The following is a 19,622-nucleotide window of genomic DNA, read 5'->3' as shown; positions in this document are numbered from 1 at the left end:
GCGGCGTTCGCGATCCGCGATGACTTGGACATTCTTCGGCTTCCGGCGGGACATCGACGCTCCCCGGGAACTTTGGTTCCCCCGGGGGCACGACTGCCCGGTCGAAAGCGGCTGAGAGCAGCTCTTTAATATAGGCCGCATTCCGGTGAAGCAATCACGCGGGCGGCCGCTTAGGGCAATTCTTGCCGGGGAGGCAGAAATGGCGGGGCTCTTGCGTTCCTCGCGGCGGCGGCGAAAATCACCCAATTAATTGATTTTGCTAGATAAAATAGATCTCCAGGAAGCTGGCCCGCTCCTTGCTACCTCTATGCCGAAGATGTTTCCAAGAGGTTTTCCGTGGTCGGTCGGGCGTCAGACGTAGCAGCCAGCGTGCAAGTCCAGAGCGCGCAGCAAAAGCCTGCCCGGTCGCAGAGCTCCAAGGACACGTGTAGCAACGACTCCTTCGGCTCGCTGGTCGACAGCAACACCCAGGCGATCAGCAACAACGCGCCGCCGCAGGACACCGCGCCGCGCCGGACCGAGTCGTCGTCCGCCCCAGACAAGGGCCCGCGCGATACCGCCGCGACCGACCAGCCCTCGCAGAGCAAGGCGAACGACGACACCGACACATCGGCCCCCACCGCGAACGACGCGACGGCCGATCCGGCCAAGCCGACCAAGGACAAGTCCGAGACCTCCGACGCGAAATCGTCGGAGAAATCCGACGGCACCAAGGGCGACAAGACCGACGGCACCGTTGCCGCCACCGTCGATGCCGCCGTGCAGCCCGACGCGACGCAGGTCGCCGTGCCCGATCCGAACGCCATCCTGGTGGCCCCGCCCGTGGTGCCGGTCGATCCGAACGCGGCCGCGAGCCAGGCCGGCGATGCCGCCGCCTCGCCGCTGACGATTGCGGCAGCCGGCATCGCCGCCAGCGCCTCCACCGCGGCGCAGATCGCAGGCGGCAAGACCGACACTGCCACGGCGAGCGACAAGAGCGCCAAGACCGCGGGTGCCAAGGTCGATACCGACACGACGACAACGCTGGGCGATGCCGCCACCGGCACGACCGACGGCACCGCGACCGATGCCAAGACCAATGGCGGCTTGGTCGCCGCAGTGGACCAGGGCACGCCGAAGCCTTCGTTCAAGGCCGTCGCGACCGCGCAACGCGAAAGCGACGTCTCCAATATCGGCCAGGACGCGGGCAAGGCGAACGCCACGCAAACCGCGGCGACGACCGCGCATGGGCAAGCCGCCAAGCCGCAGGCCGAGGCGAACCCGGCCGACGCGAAGACCGGCGCCTCCGACCGCTCCGACGCAACGCCGGCGACGGCAACCACACACGCGCATGCCGGCACGCAGGCCGCAGTGCCCACGACCGACACCAGCGCGCAGGCCGCCTCCACCATCCAGGCGCCGCTGACCAACACGACGTCGGCCGCCACCGCATCGACCGCGACGCTCACCGCGACCGCGGCAAATTCCACGCCCGTGCCGATCAGCGGCGTGCCGGTCGAGATCGCCGCGGCCGCGCGCGCCGGCAAGACGCGGTTCGACATCAGCCTCGATCCGATCGACCTCGGCCGCATCGACGTCCGCATCAATGTCGACCGCAACGGCCAGGTCACCTCGCATCTCACCGTCGAGAAGCCGGAGACGTTGCAGATGCTGCGGCAGGACGCGCCGCAATTGCAGCGCGCGCTCGACGATGCCGGCCTCAAGACCGGCAGCAACGGGCTGTCCTTCAGCCTGCGCGACCAGAATTCATCGGGCCAGAATTCCGGCCAGAACAACGACAATGGCGGCAATGCCCGCCGGCTGATCATCAGCGAAGACGACACCGTTGCTGCGGCGCCCGTCGGGCGCGGCTACGGCCGCATGCTCGGATCGAGCAGCGGCGTCGACATCAGAGTGTGAGGAGTATTCGAACATGACCACCACGAATGCCGCCACCGCCCCGACGCCCGTCTCCGGGACCACCGACGTCCCGAAGTCGTCCTCGTCGAACTCGCTGAGCTCGAGCACGGGATCGACGCTGGCCGGCAACTTCCAGACCTTCCTGACGCTGCTGACGACGCAGCTGCAGAACCAGAACCCGCTCGATCCGCTCGACACCAACCAGTTTACCCAGCAGCTGGTGCAGTTCGCCGGCGTCGAGCAGCAGCTCAAGACGAATGACTCGCTGTCCCAGCTCGTCACCCTGCAGCAGACCACGCAGGCGACCCAGGCGCTGGGCTTCGTCGGCAAGACCGCGCTGGTCGACGGCTCGACCGCGACCATGACGAAGTCGTCGGCGACCTGGCATCTCAACGTACCCAGCGACTCGACCGTCGACATCACCGTTGCCAATTCCACCGGCCAGACCGTGTTCACCGGCAAATATACCGCCGCCGCCGGCACCGACATTCCCTTCACCTGGAACGGAATGGGCAATGACGGCACGCAATGGCCGGACGGCAAGTACACGATCACGGCGACGGGTAAGGATGTCGCGAACAACAACGTCGGCATCGCCGCGCAGGTGCAGGGCGTGGTGTCGTCCGTCGACCTGACCCAGTCGCCGCCGCTGCTCACCATCGACGGTGCCAGCTACACCCTGAGCCAGGTGAAGAGCATCATCGCCACCAGCAGCAACTAAAGGCGCGCGCCTCGCCGCGCACGAGATGTGATCCCCGCGAACTCAGGGGATCCATCACCACAGGACGTCGTTTTCGCGTGAGACCGTAACCCCGAGTCGTCGTCAAATTACTCCCTGGGGTTATGGGTCCCGGGCTCGCGCTACGCGCGCCCCGGGACGACAGTTGGGGCTTCGCTGGCTCCATTCGTTAGTAAAGTATTTACGAAGACCCCGCTCGGACGGCTCGGATCATGGTGTCCAGCCCTCCGGGCCGGCTGTGTTCCAGCCATTTTCAACGAGAATTGTATTGAAGCCTTAGGCTTAGCGGATTTTTAAGCCCGCACGCGTAGGGTTACGGCGTGAGTTCAGTGGTTGAGAGTTTGTGAGTACGCCATGACAGAACCCCATCGCCCGAGGGTAAAATACGTCATCGGGCCGGACGGCAGTCCGCTGACGATCGCAGATCTGCCCGCACCCGGCACCAAACGCTGGGTCATCCGCCGCAAGGCCGAAGTCGTCGCCGCTGTGCGTGGCGGACTTCTCTCCCTCGAGGAGGCCTGCAGCCGTTATACCCTGACGGTCGACGAATTCCTCTCCTGGCAGTTTTCCATCGACCAGCACGGTCTGGCGGGTCTTCGCACCACCCGCATCCAGCAATATCGCCAGTAAGCGATCCGGAAATCTGCAGCTTTTGACGAAAATCGGCCTCGCACCGCGAGGCCGATTTTTTTCATGTTTCCTTTTGGCGCGACTTTTGTCCCAGCTCTTAACCTTCGTTAACCATATCGAAACCATCACCTAGGCAATAATTGCCCAGTCGACCGCTCGGTTGCGGGTCGAAGCTTCGGGGCGGTTGCTTGCAAGGTCTTGCGGACTTTTTGAAGGGTATCGGCGCCGCCCGGTTCGGGGCGATGATCGCGGTCACCGCCGCGCTCATCGGCTTCTTCGCGTTCGTCATCATGCGCGTGACCACGCCGCAGATGACGACGCTGTTCACCGACCTCTCGGTCGAGGATTCTTCGGGCATTATCAAGGATTTGGAGCGACAGGGCATCCAGTTCGAGCTGCGCAATGAAGGCAGCATCATCATGGTGCCCAAGGACAAGGTCACCCGCCTGCGGATGAAGCTCGCCGAGGGCGGCCTGCCCAAGGGCGGCGGCGTCGGCTACGAAGTGTTCGACAAGTCGGATGCGCTCGGCACCACCTCTTTCGTCCAGAACATCAACCATCTCCGCGCACTCGAAGGCGAGCTCGCCCGCACCATCCGCGCCATCGACCGCATCCAGGCCGCCCGCGTCCACCTCGTGCTGCCCGAGCGCCCGCTGTTCTCGCGCGAGGCGCCGGAGCCGTCGGCCTCGATCGTGGTTCGGGTCCGCGGCTCGCTCGAGGCCCAGCAGATCCGCGCCATCCGTCACCTCGTCGCCTCCGCCGTCAACGGGCTGAAGCCGCAGCGCGTCTCGATCGTTGACGAGGCCGGCTCGTTGCTCGCCGACGGCGCCGCGACCGATCCGGAGCAGGCGGTCGGCGACGAGCGCCGCACCGCCTTCGAGAAGCGGATCCGCAAGCAGGTCGAGGACATCGTCTCCTCCGTGGTCGGCTCCGGCCGCGCCCGCGTCCAGCTCTCCGCCGATTTCGACTTCAACAAGATCACCCAGACCTCGGACAAGTTCGATCCCGAGGGCCGCGTGCTGCGCTCGAGCCAGACCCGGGAAGAGAGCAGTCTCACCGCCGACAACAATGGCCAGGTCACCGTCAACAACGAGCTGCCCGGCAGCCAGCAGAACAGCGGTCCGACGGCGAAGGACCAGAGCAAGAAGACCGAAGAGACCAACAATTACGAGATCTCCCGCACCACCAAGACCGAGGTGACCGAGGCCGGCCGGGTCAACCGCATCTCGGTCGCCGTGCTGGTCGACGGCATCTATTCCAAGAACGACAAGGGCGAGCTCGCCTACACGGACCGCACCAAGGAACAGCTCGACCGCATCGCCACCCTGGTGCGCTCGGCGATCGGCTTCGACCAGAAGCGCGGCGACCAGGTCGAGGTCGTCAACCTGCGCTTTGCCGACGCCCCCTCCACCGCCCCGATCGCCGAGCCCTCCGGCTTCCTTGGCATGCTCCAGTTCACCAAGGACGACGTCATGTACTTCGTCGAGCTCGGCGTGATGATGCTGCTCGGCCTGGTCGTGCTGTTCCTGGTGATCCGCCCGCTGGTCAAGCGCATCCTCGCCTCCGAGGAGGTCGCCGCCGCGATCTCCGGCGCCCTCGCCGGCCCCGCCGCTTCGGAGGAGGCCGCGCCTGCCGGGCAGGCGCTGCTGCCGGGCGGCGCCGCGAGCGCGATCGACGTCGCCACCATTCAGGGCCAGGTCCATGCCCAGTCCGTCCATCGCGTCGGCGAGCTCGCCGAGCGCAACCCCAACGAAACCGTCGCCATCATCCGCCAATGGCTGACCGAACCCGCGAAATAATCGAGAAGTGAACTGACATGGCCGGCAACCTGCAAAACGCCAACTCCAACGACATCACCAGCGTGATCTCGACGCTCGGTGCCCGCCAGGGCAGCCGCGCGGGCGGCAAGACCGAAGCGGTGACGGGTCCCAAGCGCGCCGCGATCCTGATGCTGGCGCTGGGCGAGCAATATGGCGGCAAGATCTGGTCGATGCTCGACGACGACGAGGTCCGCCAGCTCTCGCTGGAAATGTCGACGCTCGGCACCGTCGAGGTCGACACGGTCGAGGACATGCTGCTCGAATTCGTCTCGCGCATGTCGGCTTCCGGCGCGCTGATGGGCAATTTCGACGCCACCGAGCGGCTGCTGCAGCAGTACCTGCCACCGGAGCGCGTCAACGGCATCATGGACGAGATCCGCGGCCCCGCCGGCCGCAACATGTGGGAAAAGCTCTCCAACGTGCAGGAAGAGGTCCTCGCCAACTACCTCAAGAACGAATATCCGCAGACCATCGCGGTCGTGCTGTCGAAGCTGAAGCCGGAACACGCCGCGCGCGTGCTCGGCATCTTCCCCGAGGAGCTCGCGCTCGACGTCGTCAACCGCATGCTGAAGATGGAGGCGGTGCAGAAGGAGGTGATCGAGAGCGTGGAGAAGACGCTGCGCACCGAATTCATGTCCAACCTGTCGCAGACCCGCCGCCGCGACGCCCATGAGGTGATGGCGGAAATCTTCAACAATTTCGACCGCCAGACGGAAACCCGCTTCATCACCTCGCTCGAAGAGGACAACCGCGAATCGGCGGAGCGCATCAAGGCGCTGATGTTCACCTTCGACGACCTCGTGAAGCTGGATTCCGGCTCGGCCCAGACCCTGATGCGCAATGTCGACAAGGACAAGCTCGGCGTCGCGCTCAAGAGCGCCAACGAGGACGTCCGCAACTTCTTCTTCGGCAACATGTCCTCGCGCGCGGCCAAGATGCTCCAGGACGACATGGCGGCGATGGGCCCGGTCCGCCTGCGCGACGTCGACGAGGCCCAGGCGCTGCTGGTCAACCTCGCAAAAGACCTCGCCGCCAAGGGTGAGATCATGCTGACCAAGAACCGCGCCGACGACGAGCTGGTGTACTGATGGGCGCCCCGGCAAAATTTCTGTTCGACACCGACTTCGCAGCGCCGGAGCGGTCTCCGCGCGAGAAGGCTGCGACCGCCGCCGAGATCGCCCAGAAGATCGCGGAAGCCGAGGCGCGCGCCTATCAGGACGGCTTTGCCGCCGGCCAGCGCGAAGCCAAGGCCGAGAGCGACCGCCGCGTCGCGCTCGCCATGGAAGAGATCAACATCGGTGTCCGCGGCGTCGCCGCCGGCATCGGCAACATCGAGACCAAGATGGAGACCGAGGCGGTCGACGTGGCGGTGGCGGTGGCGCGCAAGCTGTGCGCCGATCTGGTCGCTGCCGAACCGCTCGGCGAGATCATGGCGCTGGTCAAGGACTGCTTCTCGCACCTGGTCGCGACGCCGCATCTCGTCGTGCGCATCAACGACGCGCTCTACGACAGCGCGCGCGAGAAGATGGAGCGGCTCGCCAAGCAGAGCGGCTTCGAGGGCCGGCTGGTGATCCTGGCCGAACCCGATATCGCCACCGGCGACTGCCGGATCGAATGGGCCGACGGCGGCGTCGTGCTGGAGCGCGGCGCCATCGTGGCCAAGATCGACGAAATGGTCGGACGCTATATCGCGTCCCGCAGGGGGAGCTAAGCCATGAGCGACACCGACGGACAGGTCCCGCTGCCCGATCTCAACGGCCCGATGCCGCCGACCGGTACGGACGTCGGCTACAACGAGGACGAATATGCGGCGCGCGCCGCCGCCGACCTCGAAGCCGTGTTCGACGTGCCGGTGCAGGTCTCGGCCGTGCTCGGCCGCTCCAAGATGGACGTCAGCGAGCTGTTGAAGCTCGGGCCCGGCACCGTGCTCGAGCTCGACCGCCGCGTCGGCGAGGCCATCGACATCTACGTCAACAACAAGCTGGTCGCCCGCGGTGAAGTCGTCCTGGTCGAGGACAAGCTCGGCGTGACCATGACCGAAATCATCAAGACCGAACGCAGCTAGTAGCGCAAGGAATGACGCGCGGCAGCGCGACCAGACGGACAGGAGACTGACATGCGGCTTCTCATCGTTGGCACATTGAAGGGCCAGCTCACCACCGCCACCAAGATCGCGATGGAGAACGGCGCCACCGTGACCCACGCCGAGGATCACGAGCAGGCGATGCGCGTGCTGCGCGGCGGCAAGGGCGCTGACCTCCTGCTGGTCGACGTCGCCCTCGACATCCGTGACCTCGTGATGCGGCTCGAGGCCGAGCACATCCACGCGCCGATCGTCGCCTGCGGCATCACCAACGACGCCCGCGCCGCGGTCGCCGCGATCCACGCCGGCGCCAAGGAATACATCCCGCTGCCGCCGGATCCAGAGCTGATCGCCGCGGTGCTGGCCGCCGTCGCCAACGATTCCCGCGAGCTGGTCTATCGCGACGAGGCGATGGCCAAGGTGATCAAGCTCGCCCAGCAGATCGCGGGCTCCGACGCCTCGGTGATGGTCACCGGCGAATCCGGCACCGGCAAGGAAGTGCTGGCCCGCTACGTCCACACCCGCTCGGCCCGCGCCAAGCGGCCGTTCATCTCGATCAACTGCGCCGCGATCCCCGAGCATCTGCTGGAATCCGAACTGTTCGGCCACGAGAAGGGTGCCTTCACCGGCGCGATCGCGCGCCGCATCGGCAAGTTCGAGGAAGCGACCGGCGGCACGCTGCTGCTCGACGAAATCTCGGAGATGGACGTCCGCCTGCAATCGAAGCTGCTGCGCGCGATCCAGGAGCGCGTGATCGACCGCGTCGGCGGCACCAAGCCGGTGCCGGTGGACATCCGCATCATCGCGACCTCGAACCGCAACCTGGCGGAAGCCGTGCGCGAAGGCACGTTCCGCGAGGATCTGCTGTTCCGCCTCAACGTCGTCAATCTGAAGATCCCGCCGCTGCGCGAGCGTCCCCTCGACATCCTCGAGCTCGCCCAGCATTTCGTGAAGAAATATGCCGAAGCCAACGGCGTGCCGGTGCGCCCGATCTCCGCGGACGCGCGCCGCGTGCTCTCCACCAACCGCTGGCAGGGCAACGTCCGCGAGCTCGAAAACACCATGCACCGCTCGGTGCTGATGGCGCAGGGCGACGAGATCGGCCCCGACGCGATCCTCACACCCGACGGCGACCGCCTCGACCTCGCCAAGACCGCCCCGGCCGTGGCGCATGCGACCATGGCCGCCGAGCAGGTGACGAGGGCGCTGGTGGGGCGCACCGTCGCCGACGTCGAGCGCGACCTGATCCTGGAGACGCTGAAGCACTGCCTCGGCAACCGGACCCATGCCGCCAACATCCTCGGCATCTCGATCCGCACGCTGCGCAACAAGCTCAACGAATATTCCGACGGCGGCATCCCGATCACGCCGGCGGGAACGCCGGGCGAATATCCGCGGATGCCGATGGTGGGGGCGTAGGTCTCCACGCTGGTTGAGAACGAAGATGCCCGGGCCAGCCCCGGGCATTTTCATTTGCGACGTACGCTAACTCCGTCATCCTGAGGTGCGAGGCATGGGACGCAACGCGTCCCATGGGGAGCCTCGAAGGATGCACGGCCACAGCCGGGCCGTCGTCCTTCGAGGCCCGCTTCGCGGGCACCTCAGGATGACGGTAAGAGATCTCGTAGCCCGGATGGAGCGAAGCGCAATCCGGGGTTAGCTCCGCGATCGGGATTCCCGGATTTCGCTTCGCTCCATCCGGGTTACGGGACCTATCACATGGCCGCACCGCATCCGGCGACTAGGTCGCGCCTACGCGAGGCCCTATAAGCACAGCCCTAGAACCACGCGAGGATACACATGTCGGAAGCTCAAATCACGGACTGGCTGGCGTCGCAGCGGCAGGCGATGATCGATCTGCTGCGCGATGTCGTGAACATCGATTCCGGATCCTACGACAAGGAAGGCGTCGATGCGGTCGGTGCGCGGTTCGAGCGGCATTTTGCCGAGCACGGCATTCCGTTCCGGCGCGAGAGCAACGCCACCTTCGGCGATGCGATCCATGCCGATGTCGCCAAACCCGGCAGCAACGAGAAGCCGGTGCTGTTGATGGGCCACCGCGACACCGTGTTCGGCAAGGGCGAGGCCGGGCGGCGTCCGTTCACGATCGAGGGCAAACGCGCCTATGGACCCGGCGTTGCCGACATGAAGTCCGGCGTCGTGATGAACATCTTTGTGGCGACCGCCTTCCACAAGTTCGGCGGCAGCCCGCATCCGATCAAGGTACTGATCACCTCGGACGAGGAGATCGGCTCGCCCTCTTCGCGCCCGGTGATCGAGCGCGAGGGACGCGCCGCACGCGCCGTGTTCAATTCCGAACCGGGGCGGCCGACCGGCAACATCGTCACCGGCCGCAAGGGCGGCATCTTCATGCACTTTGCCATCACCGGCAAAGCCGCGCATTCCGGTGCCAATTTCGCCGCGGGCATCAGTGCGATCGGCGAGCTCGCGCACAAGATCGTCCATATCCACGCGCTGACTGATCTCGACAAGGGCATCACGCTGAATGTCGGTCTCGTCTCGGGCGGGCAGTCCGTGAACACCACGGCGCCCTCAGCCGAGGGCCAGATCGACCTGCGCTACGTCGATCCGGCGGATCGTGCGAGGATCATGGCGGCGATCGAGACCATCATCGCGACGTCCTACGTTCCGGGTACCAGCGCGACGCTCACGGTGAAGGGCGAGTTCGTGCCGGTGGTGCAGAGCGCGGAGTCGAAGGCGCTGTTCGAATGCTATCAAGCGGCCGCAAAGCAGGTCGGCCTCGCCACGCTCCAGGGCGAGTTTTCAGGCGGCTGCGCCGATTCCGGCTTCACCGCCGCAGTCGGCACGCCGACCATCTGCGGCCTCGGGCCGGTCGGCGGGCTCGCGCACACGCCGGAGGAATATCTCGAGCTCGACAGCATCGTGCCGCGCGCCCAGGCGCTGGCGCTGGCGATTTTGCGGGGGTGAGCGAAGCTGTCGTAGGGTGGGCAAAGCGAAGCGTGCCCACCAATTCGGTCGTCGCGGATAGATGGTGGGCACGGCGCAAGAGCGCCTTTGCCCACCCTACGAGACTCGTCATTCGTGGTTGCACGTGGATGGCCGGGTCAAGCCCGGCAATGACGAGTCGAGAGAGCCGTCACGAATAACTCGGCGCGTCCGGCTTGCGGAAGATGTGGATGGGGTCGCCCGGCACGATCGGCTGGCCGCTGAACATCGCATAGGCGTAGAGCGCGAGGTAGCCGATCGCGAGCGCGCCGATGGCGTAGAAGGCCCAGGTGGCGACGCGCTTCATTGTTCCGCTCCATGGCCGTCCCGGACGGGGCGGCTCAGGGCGCTTCTAGAGCGATGACGGGGAAAAGGCCAGCCTGCGGCCCACCCTAGCGCAGCGATCAAACGCCGCGCAGGCCGCGGGCGGGAACGCTGACCTCGGCGAGCCTCGCCGCGTCTTCGTCCTGGTCGACCGCCACGTACTGGCCGTGCCAATAGGCCAGTGCAGCATTGCGGGTCGAATTCCTGACGCTGCTGACGCGGCCGATGACGATGCCATGCGAGTGGCGCTCGACGATCTCCTCGACCTCGCAATCGACCGCGGACAATGCACCGACCAGCAGCGGAACGCCCGAGACCGCGGTGACCCACTGGCTGCCCGCAAAGCGATCGGCCCCCTTCAGCCCGCCCTTGCCGGCAAAACGCTCGGCGACGTCCAGCTGGTCAGCCGCGAGGATGTTGACGCCGAAGGCGCCGTAGCGGCGGATCAGCGGGAAGGACGAGGCATCGCGGTTGATGCTGACCAGCAGCGTCGGCGGATCGACCGCCAGCGAGGTCACCGAGGTCACCGTCATGCCGGTAATGTCCTTGCCCCGCCCGGCGGTGATGACGCTGACGCCGCCGGTGAGGTGGCGCATGGCGCCGCGGAAATCGGCGGACGAGACGGCAGTTTCAGTCATGAGATCGCGAGGCACTACATTCATGGCATGGTCCCCGAAGCGGGGTTCCCCTGTATCTAGGTACGATCGTCCGCCGACAAAAGATGGCTCAGGATCGAGCCTTCGAGGCTTGCGAGCTCGGCGGAGCCGCGTTCGCGCGGCCGGGCGGTGTTAACCGTAACATCGTGGGCAATCCGGCCCTCGTCGATCACCAGGACCCGGTCGGCCAGCGCGACGGCCTCGGCGACGTCGTGGGTCACCAGGATCGCGGTAAAGCCCTGGTCGCGCCAGACCCGCTCCAGCAGCCGCTGCATCGAGATGCGGGTCAGCGCGTCCAGCGCGCCGAGCGGCTCGTCGAAGGCGAGCACACGCGGATGGGAGACCAGCGCACGGGCGAGCGCAACGCGCTGCTTCTGGCCGCCCGACAGCACCGACGGCCACTGATCACGCTTGTCGGTCAGCCCAACCTCGGTCAGCGCCTTCTCGGCGCGCGCATGCGCATCACTGGATGAGCGATTACGGCCGAGACCGACCTCGACATTGGAGAGCACCCTCGCCCAGGGCAGCAGCCGCGGCTCCTGGAACATCACGCGGATGTCCTCGGGCTGGACATCCTGGCCGAAGCTGATGCTGCCGGCCTCGAACTTTTCCAGGCCGGCGATCAGCCGCAAGAGCGTGCTCTTGCCGCAACCGCTCTTGCCGACGATGGCGACGAACTGGCCGGCGGGAATGTGCAGGTCGATGCCGCGCAGCACCTCGTTGTCGCCGTAGGATTTGCGCAAGCCACGGATGCTGAGCGGCAGGCCTGTCGTCTGCGCCGGGCGCTCCTCGCGCACGACGCGTGCCTGCGGCACGAAATTGGCGCGGCTGGCGAGCTCGGTTTCGGGAAGGGCCGTACGAAGAGCTGTCTGCATGTCACTCTCAGCGTTTCTGGAAGGCGGGGTGCCAGGAGAGCGTCAGGCGCTCCAGCACACGGGAGGCGCTGTCGGCGAGCTTGCCGAGCAGAGCGTAAATCAGGATCGAGAGCACGACGACGTCGATCAGCATGAACTCGCGCGCCTGCATCGCCATGTAACCGAGGCCCGAGGAGGCCGCGATGGTCTCGGCGACGATCAGGGTGAGCCACATGATGCCGAGCGCAAAGCGGATGCCGACGAAGATCGAAGGCAGCGCGCCCGGGAAGATCACCCGGCGGAACAGCTCGCTGTCGGTCATGCCGTAGATGCGGCCCATCTCGATCAGCTGCGGATCGACGGTGCGGATGCCGTGCAGCGTGTTGAGGTAGATCGGGAAGAACACCCCGAGTGCTACCAGGAACAGCTTTGCGCTCTCGTCGATGCCGAACCACAGAATGACCAGCGGGATCAGCGCCAGATGCGGCACGTTGCGCACCATCTGCAACGTGGTGTCGGTGAGCTTGGCCGAGAGCTGCGACAGGCCGTTGGCGAGACCGAACGCGAAACCGATGCCGCCACCGATCAGGAAGCCGATCGAGGCACGCCAGAACGACACCCAGATGTTGCGGACGAGCTCGCCGGAGAGCAGCAGCTTCCAGCCCGCGAGCACGACGTCGCTCGGCGCCGGCAGCACGCGCACCGGCACGAAGCCGGTGACGCTCGCGACCTGCCAGACCGCGATGATGGCGAGCGGCACGATCCACTGGATCAGGCCGTCAACCCGCGGCAGGCGGAAGCTGCGCGGAAGTGAAACGCTGTCAATCAGGCTCATGACTCGGACACTCGCTGCTGCGGACGGTAATCGCTGCCGACCGTTTCGCCAAAAGGACCGCCATTGAAGTGCAGTTTGGTCACGTTGCTCGGCTGCTCCAGCGAGAGCAGCGGGAATACTAGCTCGGCAAAGCGATACGCCTCCTCCAGATGCGGGTAGCCCGACATGATGAAGGTATCGATGCCGATGTCCTGATACTCCCTGATGCGGGCCGCCACCGTCTGGGCGTCGCCGACCAGCGCCGTGCCGGCGCCACCGCGCACGAGACCGACACCGGCCCACAGGTTCGGGGCGATCTCGAGCTTGTCGCGCTTGCCGCCATGGAGCTGCGCCATGCGCTGCTGGCCGACGGAGTCCATGCGGGCAAAGTTCTTCTGCGCCAGCGCGATGGTGTCGTCGCTGACATGCCTGATCAGCTCGTTCGCGGCGCGCCAGGCCTCTTCGTTGGTCTCGCGAACGATCACGTGAAGACGAATGCCGAAGGAGAGCTTGCGGCCGCGCGCAGCTGCGACCTCCCTCACCTTCGCGATCTTCTCGGCAACCAGAGCCGGCGGCTCACCCCAGGTGAGATATTTGTCGACGGCGTCGACGGCGACGTCGATGCCGGCATCGGACGAACCGCCGAAATAGAGCGGCGGCCGCGGCGACTGCACCGGCGGAAACAGCAGCTTGCCACCCTCGACATGGATGTGCTTGCCCTCGACATTGACGGTCCTGCCGGCGAGCAGGTCGCTATAGACACTGAGGAACTCGCGGGTGACCTCGTAGCGCTCGTCATGGCCGAGGAAAATGCCGTCGCCCTTGTTCTCGACGGGATCGCCGCCGGTCACGACATTGACAAGGAGCCGGCCATTGGTGACGCGGTCGAGCGTCGCGGTCATGCGCGCCGCCACGCTCGGCGATTGCAGGCCGGGGCGGACAGCCACGAGGTAGCGCAGCCGCTCGGTGAACGGCGCAACCGAGGAGGCCACGATCCAGGAATCCTCGCAAGATCGCCCGGTCGGCAACAGCACGCCGTAATAACCGAGCTGGTCGGCGGCCTGCGCGATCTGGCGCAGATAGTTGAAGTTGACCTCACGGCCGCCGATGCCGGTGCCGAGATAGCGGCCGTCGCCGTGGGTCGGCAGGAACCAGAGGATGTTGGTGTTGGACTGCTTACTCATGTGCTTGCTCACGATCCTGGTTTCCGGGCCACGTCGGAAATCTTGATGGATTTGGGGATCAGGTTGAGCGCGAAGAACGCATCCGCAACCTGCTGCTGATCGGCGATGACGGCATCGGTGATCGGCCTGATGCCGTAGGCCTGCCGCTTCAGCGCCACCTCGACCACCGGGACAGACAGGCCGATCGCCGGCGCGAGCTGCTCGGCAACCGCGTGGATGTCGCCCTCGGCCCAATCGTCGACCGAACTCAGCTCAGCAAGCACGGCGTCGACGATCTTCGGGTTGGTGTCGAAGAATTTCTTCGAGGCGAAATAGAACTGGTAGTTGGCGACGATGCCGGTGCCGTCGGCGAGCGTGCGCGCGCCGGTGGCGGCTTCCGCGGCGGCCTGGAACGGATCCCAGATCACCCAGGCATCGACCGCGCCGCGCTCGAAGGCGGCGCGCGCATCGGCCGGCGCCAGGAACACCGGCTCGATCTCGGAATATTTGACGCCCGCCTTCTCCAGCGCCTTGACCAGGAGATAGTGGACGTTGGAGCCCTTGTTGAGCGCGACCTTCTTGCCCTTGAGATCGGCGACCGATTTCAGCGGGCTGTCCTTCGGCACCAGGATCGCCTCGCCCTTCGGCGCCGGCGGCTCGTAGGCGACATACTGGATCGGCGCGCCCGCGGCCTGCGCGAAGATCGGCGGGGCCTCACCGGTGTTGCCGAAATCAATCGCGCCGACATTGAGCGCTTCGAGCAGCGGCGGGCCGGACGGGAATTCGGTCCACACCACCTTGTAGCCGTCGGCGGCGAGCTTCGGCTCCAGCGTGCCCTTGCTCTTGAGCAGCACCAGCTTGCCGTATTTCTGGTAGCCGATGCGGACCACCTTGGCTTGGCTGTCCTGGCCGTAGGAGGTGCCGACCGCGGCGGCGACGATGCCGATCGACAGCACGATGGCGGCGATCAGACGTTGAACGATGCGCCTCATGTTCAGACCTTTTGATATGGGGAGATTGGTCGGCACGATCAGGTCGCCGCGCTGCGCCAGACGATGTCGCGAACGACGATCGGCTTCGGGATCAGGCCGAGCTTGTAGAAGCGGTCGGCGACGCCCTGCTGGGTCACGACGATGTCGTCGGTGACGGGGCCGACCACGAAGTTCGCCCGGTCGGCCGCGACGGTCTGGATGTCCAAGGGGACGCCGGTGACTGCGGCGAGCGATTTGGCGACCTCACCGCGGTGCTGTTCGGCCCATTTGCCGGTCGCGGTCGTCACATCGACGATCTGTTGCAGGATGGAGCCGTGGTTCTTCGCGAACTCACGGTTGGCGATGTAGAAGGAATTGGTCTTGGTGACTTCGCGTGCATTGATCAGGATGCGGCCGCCCTGCTTGGTCTCACCGATCGCGAAATAGGGATCCCATATCGCCCAGGCCTCGATGCTGCCATTGGCGAAGGCGGGACCGGCATCGGGCGGCGTCAGATAGACCGGGGTGATGTCGGCATAGGTGAGACCGGCCTTCTCCAGCGTCTGCACCACGACATTGTGGGCGCTGGACCCCTTGGTGAAACCGATACGCTTGCCCTTCAGATTGGCGATCGAGCGGATCGGCGAATCCTTCGGCACCAGGATGCCCTGGCCGTTGGTGATGGGCTGGCCCGCGGCATAGACGATCGCCGCTCCGGCGGCCTGGGCGAACACCGGCGGGGAATCGCCGACCGAACCGAAGTCGACACTACCGACGTTCATCGCCTCCATCATCGGCGGGCCCGAGGAGAACTCGACCCATTTCACGTCGATGCCTTGCGGATTGAAATGCTTTTCCAAGGAAGCCTGCTGGCGCGTGATAACCAGCACGCCGGTCTTCTGGTAGCCGATACGAATTTCCTTCACCGCGCCCTGCGCGTTCGCTCGGGAGGCAAATGCAGCGGCGGCCGCAGTTCCAACGGAGAGCTTGAGAAAGTCACGACGTTGCATTCCACACTCCCGGCCGCCTGCGGCCGTCATTCCCTTGCGTTGCAGGAATGATGGTGCGGGTCAGCGGAGGTGTCGAGACGCCAGGGAAAATAGCGATGCGAGCACTGCGCGTGTGGCGAAGCGCATGATTAATCTTTCAAGCGGGCGCGCTCATGCAGAGGGATTCTTTTCCGCACGCGAATGTGAGAGCCGCGGGAATCTGGTCGACGCTCCCAGCACCAGAACATGAAATGTCGAAAACAACCCCATGCGCAGTAGCCGACAATAGTCCGATCAATGACTTACGTATTATCCGAAATTCGTTTGACACGTCGGGCAAAACAGGAGCATGATGGCATCATGGCAGTGTGTGGATCGGGGCCTCCGACAAGGCGCGGTCAGTGGTCGCGCACCCAGGGATCGGACGAGAAATAGCAATTCTCGAGCACCATGCGATCCCTGGCGCGGAAACTGACGCGACATCGACGCCACACCATTGTCTGATGTTTGCCGTCGTCTGACGTATCGACGTCGGAGATCCACACGTTCGGCCGTCGCCAGCGGTAACGTCCGTCCCGATCCCAACCGTCGCAACCGCCGCGGCCGCATGCGATGTGGACACTGGTCATCGTCCCATCTGGCCTGAAGCACCAGGTCCGCGAACCCCACTCCTTGCCGGGCGGCGTCTGGGCGTAAGGCACAAGCGAGGTCTGCGTCCAGCAGCCGGAAATGGAGGACGGTCCGGCGGCGCGCGCCGGTACGACGACCAGCAACGCGATCAGCGCCGATGCGGCAGCCAGAGACGATTCAAGCCACGGCTTGGGCCAGAACTGGATGGACATGACGCCATATGTGTCGCCGGGGAACGATGCGGTTCAATCGTCCGACGACACGAGTTCGCCGTCACGGCGACCGTCGTCTGGTCAGTGCACCCACCTCACCGGCAGGTTCTGCAGGCCGCGAAACGCCCAGCCGCCGATCCGCACTGGCTCATGGTCGGCAAGTTCGAGACGACTCGCCCTCGCGAACACCGTCGGCAGCGCGACGTCGGCAATCATCGCACGCGAGGCCCAGGCGCCGGCGCAGAAATGCGGGCCGGCGCCGAAGGCGACGCTCTTGGAGGTGTCGCGCCGCACGTCGAACTGGTCGGCGCGCTCAAAATGCTTCTCGTCGCGATTGGCGGAGCCGAACATCAGGAACACGCGCTCATCCAGCTCGAAAGAGACGTCACGGATGCTCCACGGTTTTGCGATGCGCCGCGGCGACATGCCGATCGGCGAAATCCAGCGGGCATATTCCTCGAACGCCTCGAGCCAGGTCACCTCACCCTTGCGCACGAGATCGAGTTGCTCAGGATGGCTCAGCAGCGCCCACACCGTGCCGGCGATCGCCTTGCGCGGCTCGTTCTGGCCGCCAGAGATCGCGAGTTTTACATTTGCGCGCACGCTCTCCATCGGCATGCCCGCAGCGAGGAGTACGCCGAGGATACTTTGATCGGGATGCTTGCGCATCAAAGGCAGAATGTCGTCGATCGCAGCATCAATCCCTGATGTCGCGGCATGACAGCGCGCCTCGACCGCGGGATCGCCGCCATAGTTCGCGATGCCCTCGATCATGCCTTGCGACCACGAATCCATGTCCTGGAAGCCGATATTGGTGAGGCCGGTGATCGACTTCAGGCATTCGCCGGAAAACGGCAGCGCGAAGTCGCGCATGAAATCGATCCGCCCCGGCTCGATCGCACCGATGATGCGGTCGGCATGGGCCTGGAACAGCGCGGTCCAGTGTGCCTTCACCGTCCTCGGCGACACCGTCGGAAACATCGCGCGCCGCTCGATTTGATGCGCCTCGCCGTCCTTGCGCATCATGTTGTGGCCCATCAGCCGGTTCATCAGGCCGGCGGGCTGGTGCGAGGAGAACACGTCGATCTGCTTCTCGGAGATCGAGATGTCGTCGCGGCTCGCAAGCAGCGTCGAGCCGAGCTGCGGCACGAAGGCGATCGGCGCTTCCTTGCGCATTTTTGCGAGCATCGGATAGGGGTCGGCCCAGAATGCGGCAGGGTCGATGTCGATGCGCGGCGCGGTGCTCAAGCGTTGCTCCCTTGTAATTTCCTCGATCCCTCAAGTTACCGTTTTCGGAGGCGTCTGTCTGTCCCCAGCGATTGGGACAAGCCGGCAAAGATTCAGCCAAGCATCGGGAAAGAATCGGGCCGCCGTAAGGACGGTCTGTATGGCCTGCGCCTACAGCTTCTCACGGCCGGGGATCGAGCCGCCATCCGCGAAGCCCACGCAAAGCATCTACCGATCGCGTCTAAGGGCCAGGGACGGACGCTGCCTGATCAAGCGAAAATCCACGATTTCGCAGAATCGTTTGGATCGTCTTGTCGTGCTGATTCAGCTTTGCGGCGGCAAGCACCTCCGCTGCAAACGCCTTTGGCGCGCTGGTCTTGGACGGGTGGTCCAACAAAGACCACCATGCCTTCATAAGAATCGGATCGATCACATCCCCAGTTAGTCGATTGCGCATTTCCCAGAACGCACCGCCCCAAATCTCGCCGGTAGTCCAGGGATCATCTTTCAAAGCCTTTGTCGTCTTGAACTTCAGCCTGTTGTCGAGGCAACGGAGATATGGCTGACCCGGGCGGATGATCTCAGCGGAAATTTCACCTACCCGTGGGTTGTTCAAGAAGCTTGCTGGAAAGTAGTCGGCAAGACCCGACTCGATCCCGGCGAAGTTTCCCGTCCATGGATTGTTGGTTTTGGACGTTAGAGCGTGATGGCTATATTCTCGCAAGGCCACAAAAACATCGCGGGCGATCCTGGAGTCAATTTCGAGCGTGTTGTTTTGGTACCGGGCATACTGCCCGGGCACCGCACCAATCTTGATCTTCGCCTGAACCAAGTCGGGCGGCGAACCAATCTTGTCGAGGTAAGCAATGTATGCCTCGAGTTTTCCCTGTAGCTCGGTTTGAATGTCGGCCGTCAGATCAGTTGTAGCCTCAAAGGCAAATCGTCCCGGCGATGGTAGCGACGGACCTTTGCCCGGCTGCCGACGATCAAGATATTCTCGAAGAGAGATTGCCTGGTCCTTCTCAACGACCAAGCCTGCTCCGAGCAAGAATTCCAAGTTCTTGGCCGCGGCTTCCGTGTCGCCGGTCTTGATCATTTCAAGAATGCGCGTGGACTCCGCCTTGCTTGTCTCAAGCTTTAGCTGGGTCCTCCCGTTGAAAAAGGTGACCAAGAGGTTTCCCAATGCAGCCAGAGCGGCGGCGCAAATCGCGACAAAGAGAGGATTGAACCATTTAGAGCTGACTTGCTCGCCTTCCCGAAGCGAAAGCTCCCGCTCCTTTAGAGCAAGCTCGCGCACCCGCATCTCACGTTCGTCGCGCCATTTTTCCTTGTCGAGTTCAAGCCGAAGGGCCTCAGTACTCGGCTCGTTCTTGGCTGCCTGTGCAAGGCTTTTGGAATTCGCAAGGGCAAGGACAAGCGCCGCGATTGGCAAAGCCGCCACCGCACCGGCTAGTTGCGTGACAAACTCGCGACGTCTCATGTCGGGACTCGCTCCTCTCAGGAGTTGACAATGCGCGCGTAGATCTGTCTGCGAAATGCCTCACATTCCGAGGGCCGTAAGCGAGGCATTTGAAACCTAAGTCTTCCAATTCAAATGCCGGCCTTACCCGTCACCCCTCGATAGGGCGGGGATGATACGATGCT

At 64.7% G+C, this 19,622-nt stretch carries 19 protein-coding genes; 9 read left to right on the top strand and 10 right to left on the bottom strand.

What is annotated here, in order from left to right; genetic code table 11:
• Positions 1-336: 336 nt before the first annotated feature.
• The 9 genes from AC0L3X_RS25240 to AC0L3X_RS25200 all read left to right on the top strand — a co-directional run bounded on the left by AC0L3X_RS25240 (position 337) and on the right by AC0L3X_RS25200 (position 10,120).
• Positions 337-1,899 carry a flagellar hook-length control protein FliK gene (locus AC0L3X_RS25240; protein ID WP_063981203.1) on the top strand — a complete coding sequence of 521 codons (1,563 nt, stop codon included), beginning with the start codon at positions 337-339 and terminating at the stop codon, positions 1,897-1,899.
• Positions 1,900-1,912: 13 nt separating this feature from the next.
• A complete protein-coding gene (locus AC0L3X_RS25235; RefSeq protein WP_063981202.1) occupies positions 1,913-2,620 on the top strand; it encodes a flagellar hook assembly protein FlgD in 708 nt (235 codons plus the stop codon).
• A 372-nt stretch (positions 2,621-2,992) separates the two neighbouring features.
• Positions 2,993-3,268, top strand: coding sequence for a CtrA inhibitor SciP (gene sciP / locus AC0L3X_RS25230; RefSeq protein WP_002714638.1), 276 nt, complete (start codon positions 2,993-2,995; stop codon positions 3,266-3,268).
• 188 nt (positions 3,269-3,456) lie between these two features.
• A complete protein-coding gene (fliF, locus tag AC0L3X_RS25225) occupies positions 3,457-5,067 on the top strand; it encodes a flagellar basal-body MS-ring/collar protein FliF (RefSeq protein WP_166080900.1) in 1,611 nt (536 codons plus the stop codon).
• A gap of 17 nt (positions 5,068-5,084) precedes the next feature.
• Entirely contained in the window at positions 5,085-6,176 is a 1,092-nt protein-coding gene (gene fliG, locus AC0L3X_RS25220) for a flagellar motor switch protein FliG (RefSeq protein WP_028153248.1), read from the top strand.
• A complete protein-coding gene (locus tag AC0L3X_RS25215; protein ID WP_063981200.1) occupies positions 6,176-6,799 on the top strand; it encodes a FliH/SctL family protein in 624 nt (207 codons plus the stop codon). Before fliG ends, AC0L3X_RS25215 begins: the two co-directional genes overlap by 1 nt.
• Positions 6,800-6,802: 3 nt before the next feature.
• Complete coding sequence (gene fliN, locus AC0L3X_RS25210) at positions 6,803-7,153, top strand: flagellar motor switch protein FliN (protein ID WP_018318401.1); 351 nt, start codon at positions 6,803-6,805, stop codon at positions 7,151-7,153.
• A gap of 51 nt (positions 7,154-7,204) precedes the next feature.
• Positions 7,205-8,590: a sigma-54-dependent transcriptional regulator FlbD gene (gene flbD, locus AC0L3X_RS25205; protein ID WP_028153246.1), complete on the top strand. Its 1,386-nt coding sequence runs from the start codon at positions 7,205-7,207 to the stop codon at positions 8,588-8,590.
• Between the two features lie 381 nt (positions 8,591-8,971).
• On the top strand, positions 8,972-10,120 hold the full coding sequence (locus AC0L3X_RS25200; RefSeq protein WP_063981199.1) for a M20 family metallopeptidase: 1,149 nt from the start codon (positions 8,972-8,974) through the stop codon (positions 10,118-10,120).
• Between the two features lie 169 nt (positions 10,121-10,289).
• Here the strand turns inward: AC0L3X_RS25200 and AC0L3X_RS25195 are convergent, their stop codons facing one another.
• From AC0L3X_RS25195 to AC0L3X_RS25150, 10 genes are all read right to left on the bottom strand, one after another.
• A complete protein-coding gene (locus AC0L3X_RS25195) occupies positions 10,290-10,445 on the bottom strand; it encodes a hypothetical protein (RefSeq protein ID WP_028160973.1) in 156 nt (51 codons plus the stop codon).
• A 97-nt stretch (positions 10,446-10,542) separates the two neighbouring features.
• Entirely contained in the window at positions 10,543-11,124 is a 582-nt protein-coding gene (locus AC0L3X_RS25190; RefSeq protein WP_063981198.1) for a flavin reductase family protein, read from the bottom strand.
• A gap of 32 nt (positions 11,125-11,156) precedes the next feature.
• A complete protein-coding gene (locus tag AC0L3X_RS25185; RefSeq protein WP_063981197.1) occupies positions 11,157-11,993 on the bottom strand; it encodes an ATP-binding cassette domain-containing protein in 837 nt (278 codons plus the stop codon).
• Between the two features lie 7 nt (positions 11,994-12,000).
• Positions 12,001-12,807, bottom strand: a complete 807-nt coding sequence (gene ssuC, locus AC0L3X_RS25180; RefSeq protein ID WP_063981196.1) for an aliphatic sulfonate ABC transporter permease SsuC — start codon at positions 12,805-12,807, stop codon at positions 12,001-12,003.
• The gene (gene ssuD / locus AC0L3X_RS25175) at positions 12,804-13,970 is read right to left on the bottom strand and encodes an FMNH2-dependent alkanesulfonate monooxygenase (RefSeq protein ID WP_063986101.1); all 1,167 of its coding nucleotides are present in this window, start codon (positions 13,968-13,970) and stop codon (positions 12,804-12,806) included. The genes ssuC and ssuD overlap by 4 nt, the downstream gene beginning before the upstream one ends.
• 8 nt (positions 13,971-13,978) lie before the next feature.
• Positions 13,979-14,941: a sulfonate ABC transporter substrate-binding protein gene (locus AC0L3X_RS25170; protein WP_063981195.1), complete on the bottom strand. Its 963-nt coding sequence runs from the start codon at positions 14,939-14,941 to the stop codon at positions 13,979-13,981.
• Positions 14,942-14,979: 38 nt separating this feature from the next.
• Entirely contained in the window at positions 14,980-15,930 is a 951-nt protein-coding gene (locus AC0L3X_RS25165) for a sulfonate ABC transporter substrate-binding protein (RefSeq protein ID WP_063981194.1), read from the bottom strand.
• Positions 15,931-16,307: 377 nt separating this feature from the next.
• Positions 16,308-16,751 carry a hypothetical protein gene (locus AC0L3X_RS25160; RefSeq protein ID WP_283017543.1) on the bottom strand — a complete coding sequence of 148 codons (444 nt, stop codon included), beginning with the start codon at positions 16,749-16,751 and terminating at the stop codon, positions 16,308-16,310.
• 81 nt (positions 16,752-16,832) lie between these two features.
• The gene (locus AC0L3X_RS25155) at positions 16,833-17,999 is read right to left on the bottom strand and encodes a cytochrome P450 (protein ID WP_063981193.1); all 1,167 of its coding nucleotides are present in this window, start codon (positions 17,997-17,999) and stop codon (positions 16,833-16,835) included.
• Between the two features lie 220 nt (positions 18,000-18,219).
• Positions 18,220-19,458 (bottom strand): hypothetical protein, encoded by a 1,239-nt coding sequence (locus tag AC0L3X_RS25150; protein ID WP_063981192.1) that lies wholly within the window; start codon positions 19,456-19,458, stop codon positions 18,220-18,222.
• Positions 19,459-19,622 lie beyond the last annotated feature (164 nt).

The sequence above is a fragment of the Bradyrhizobium sp. MI1.7 genome (assembly GCF_055811795.1).
The sequence above is the reverse complement of the archived record's forward strand: the minus strand, read 5'-3'. Positions and strand labels throughout refer to the sequence as shown.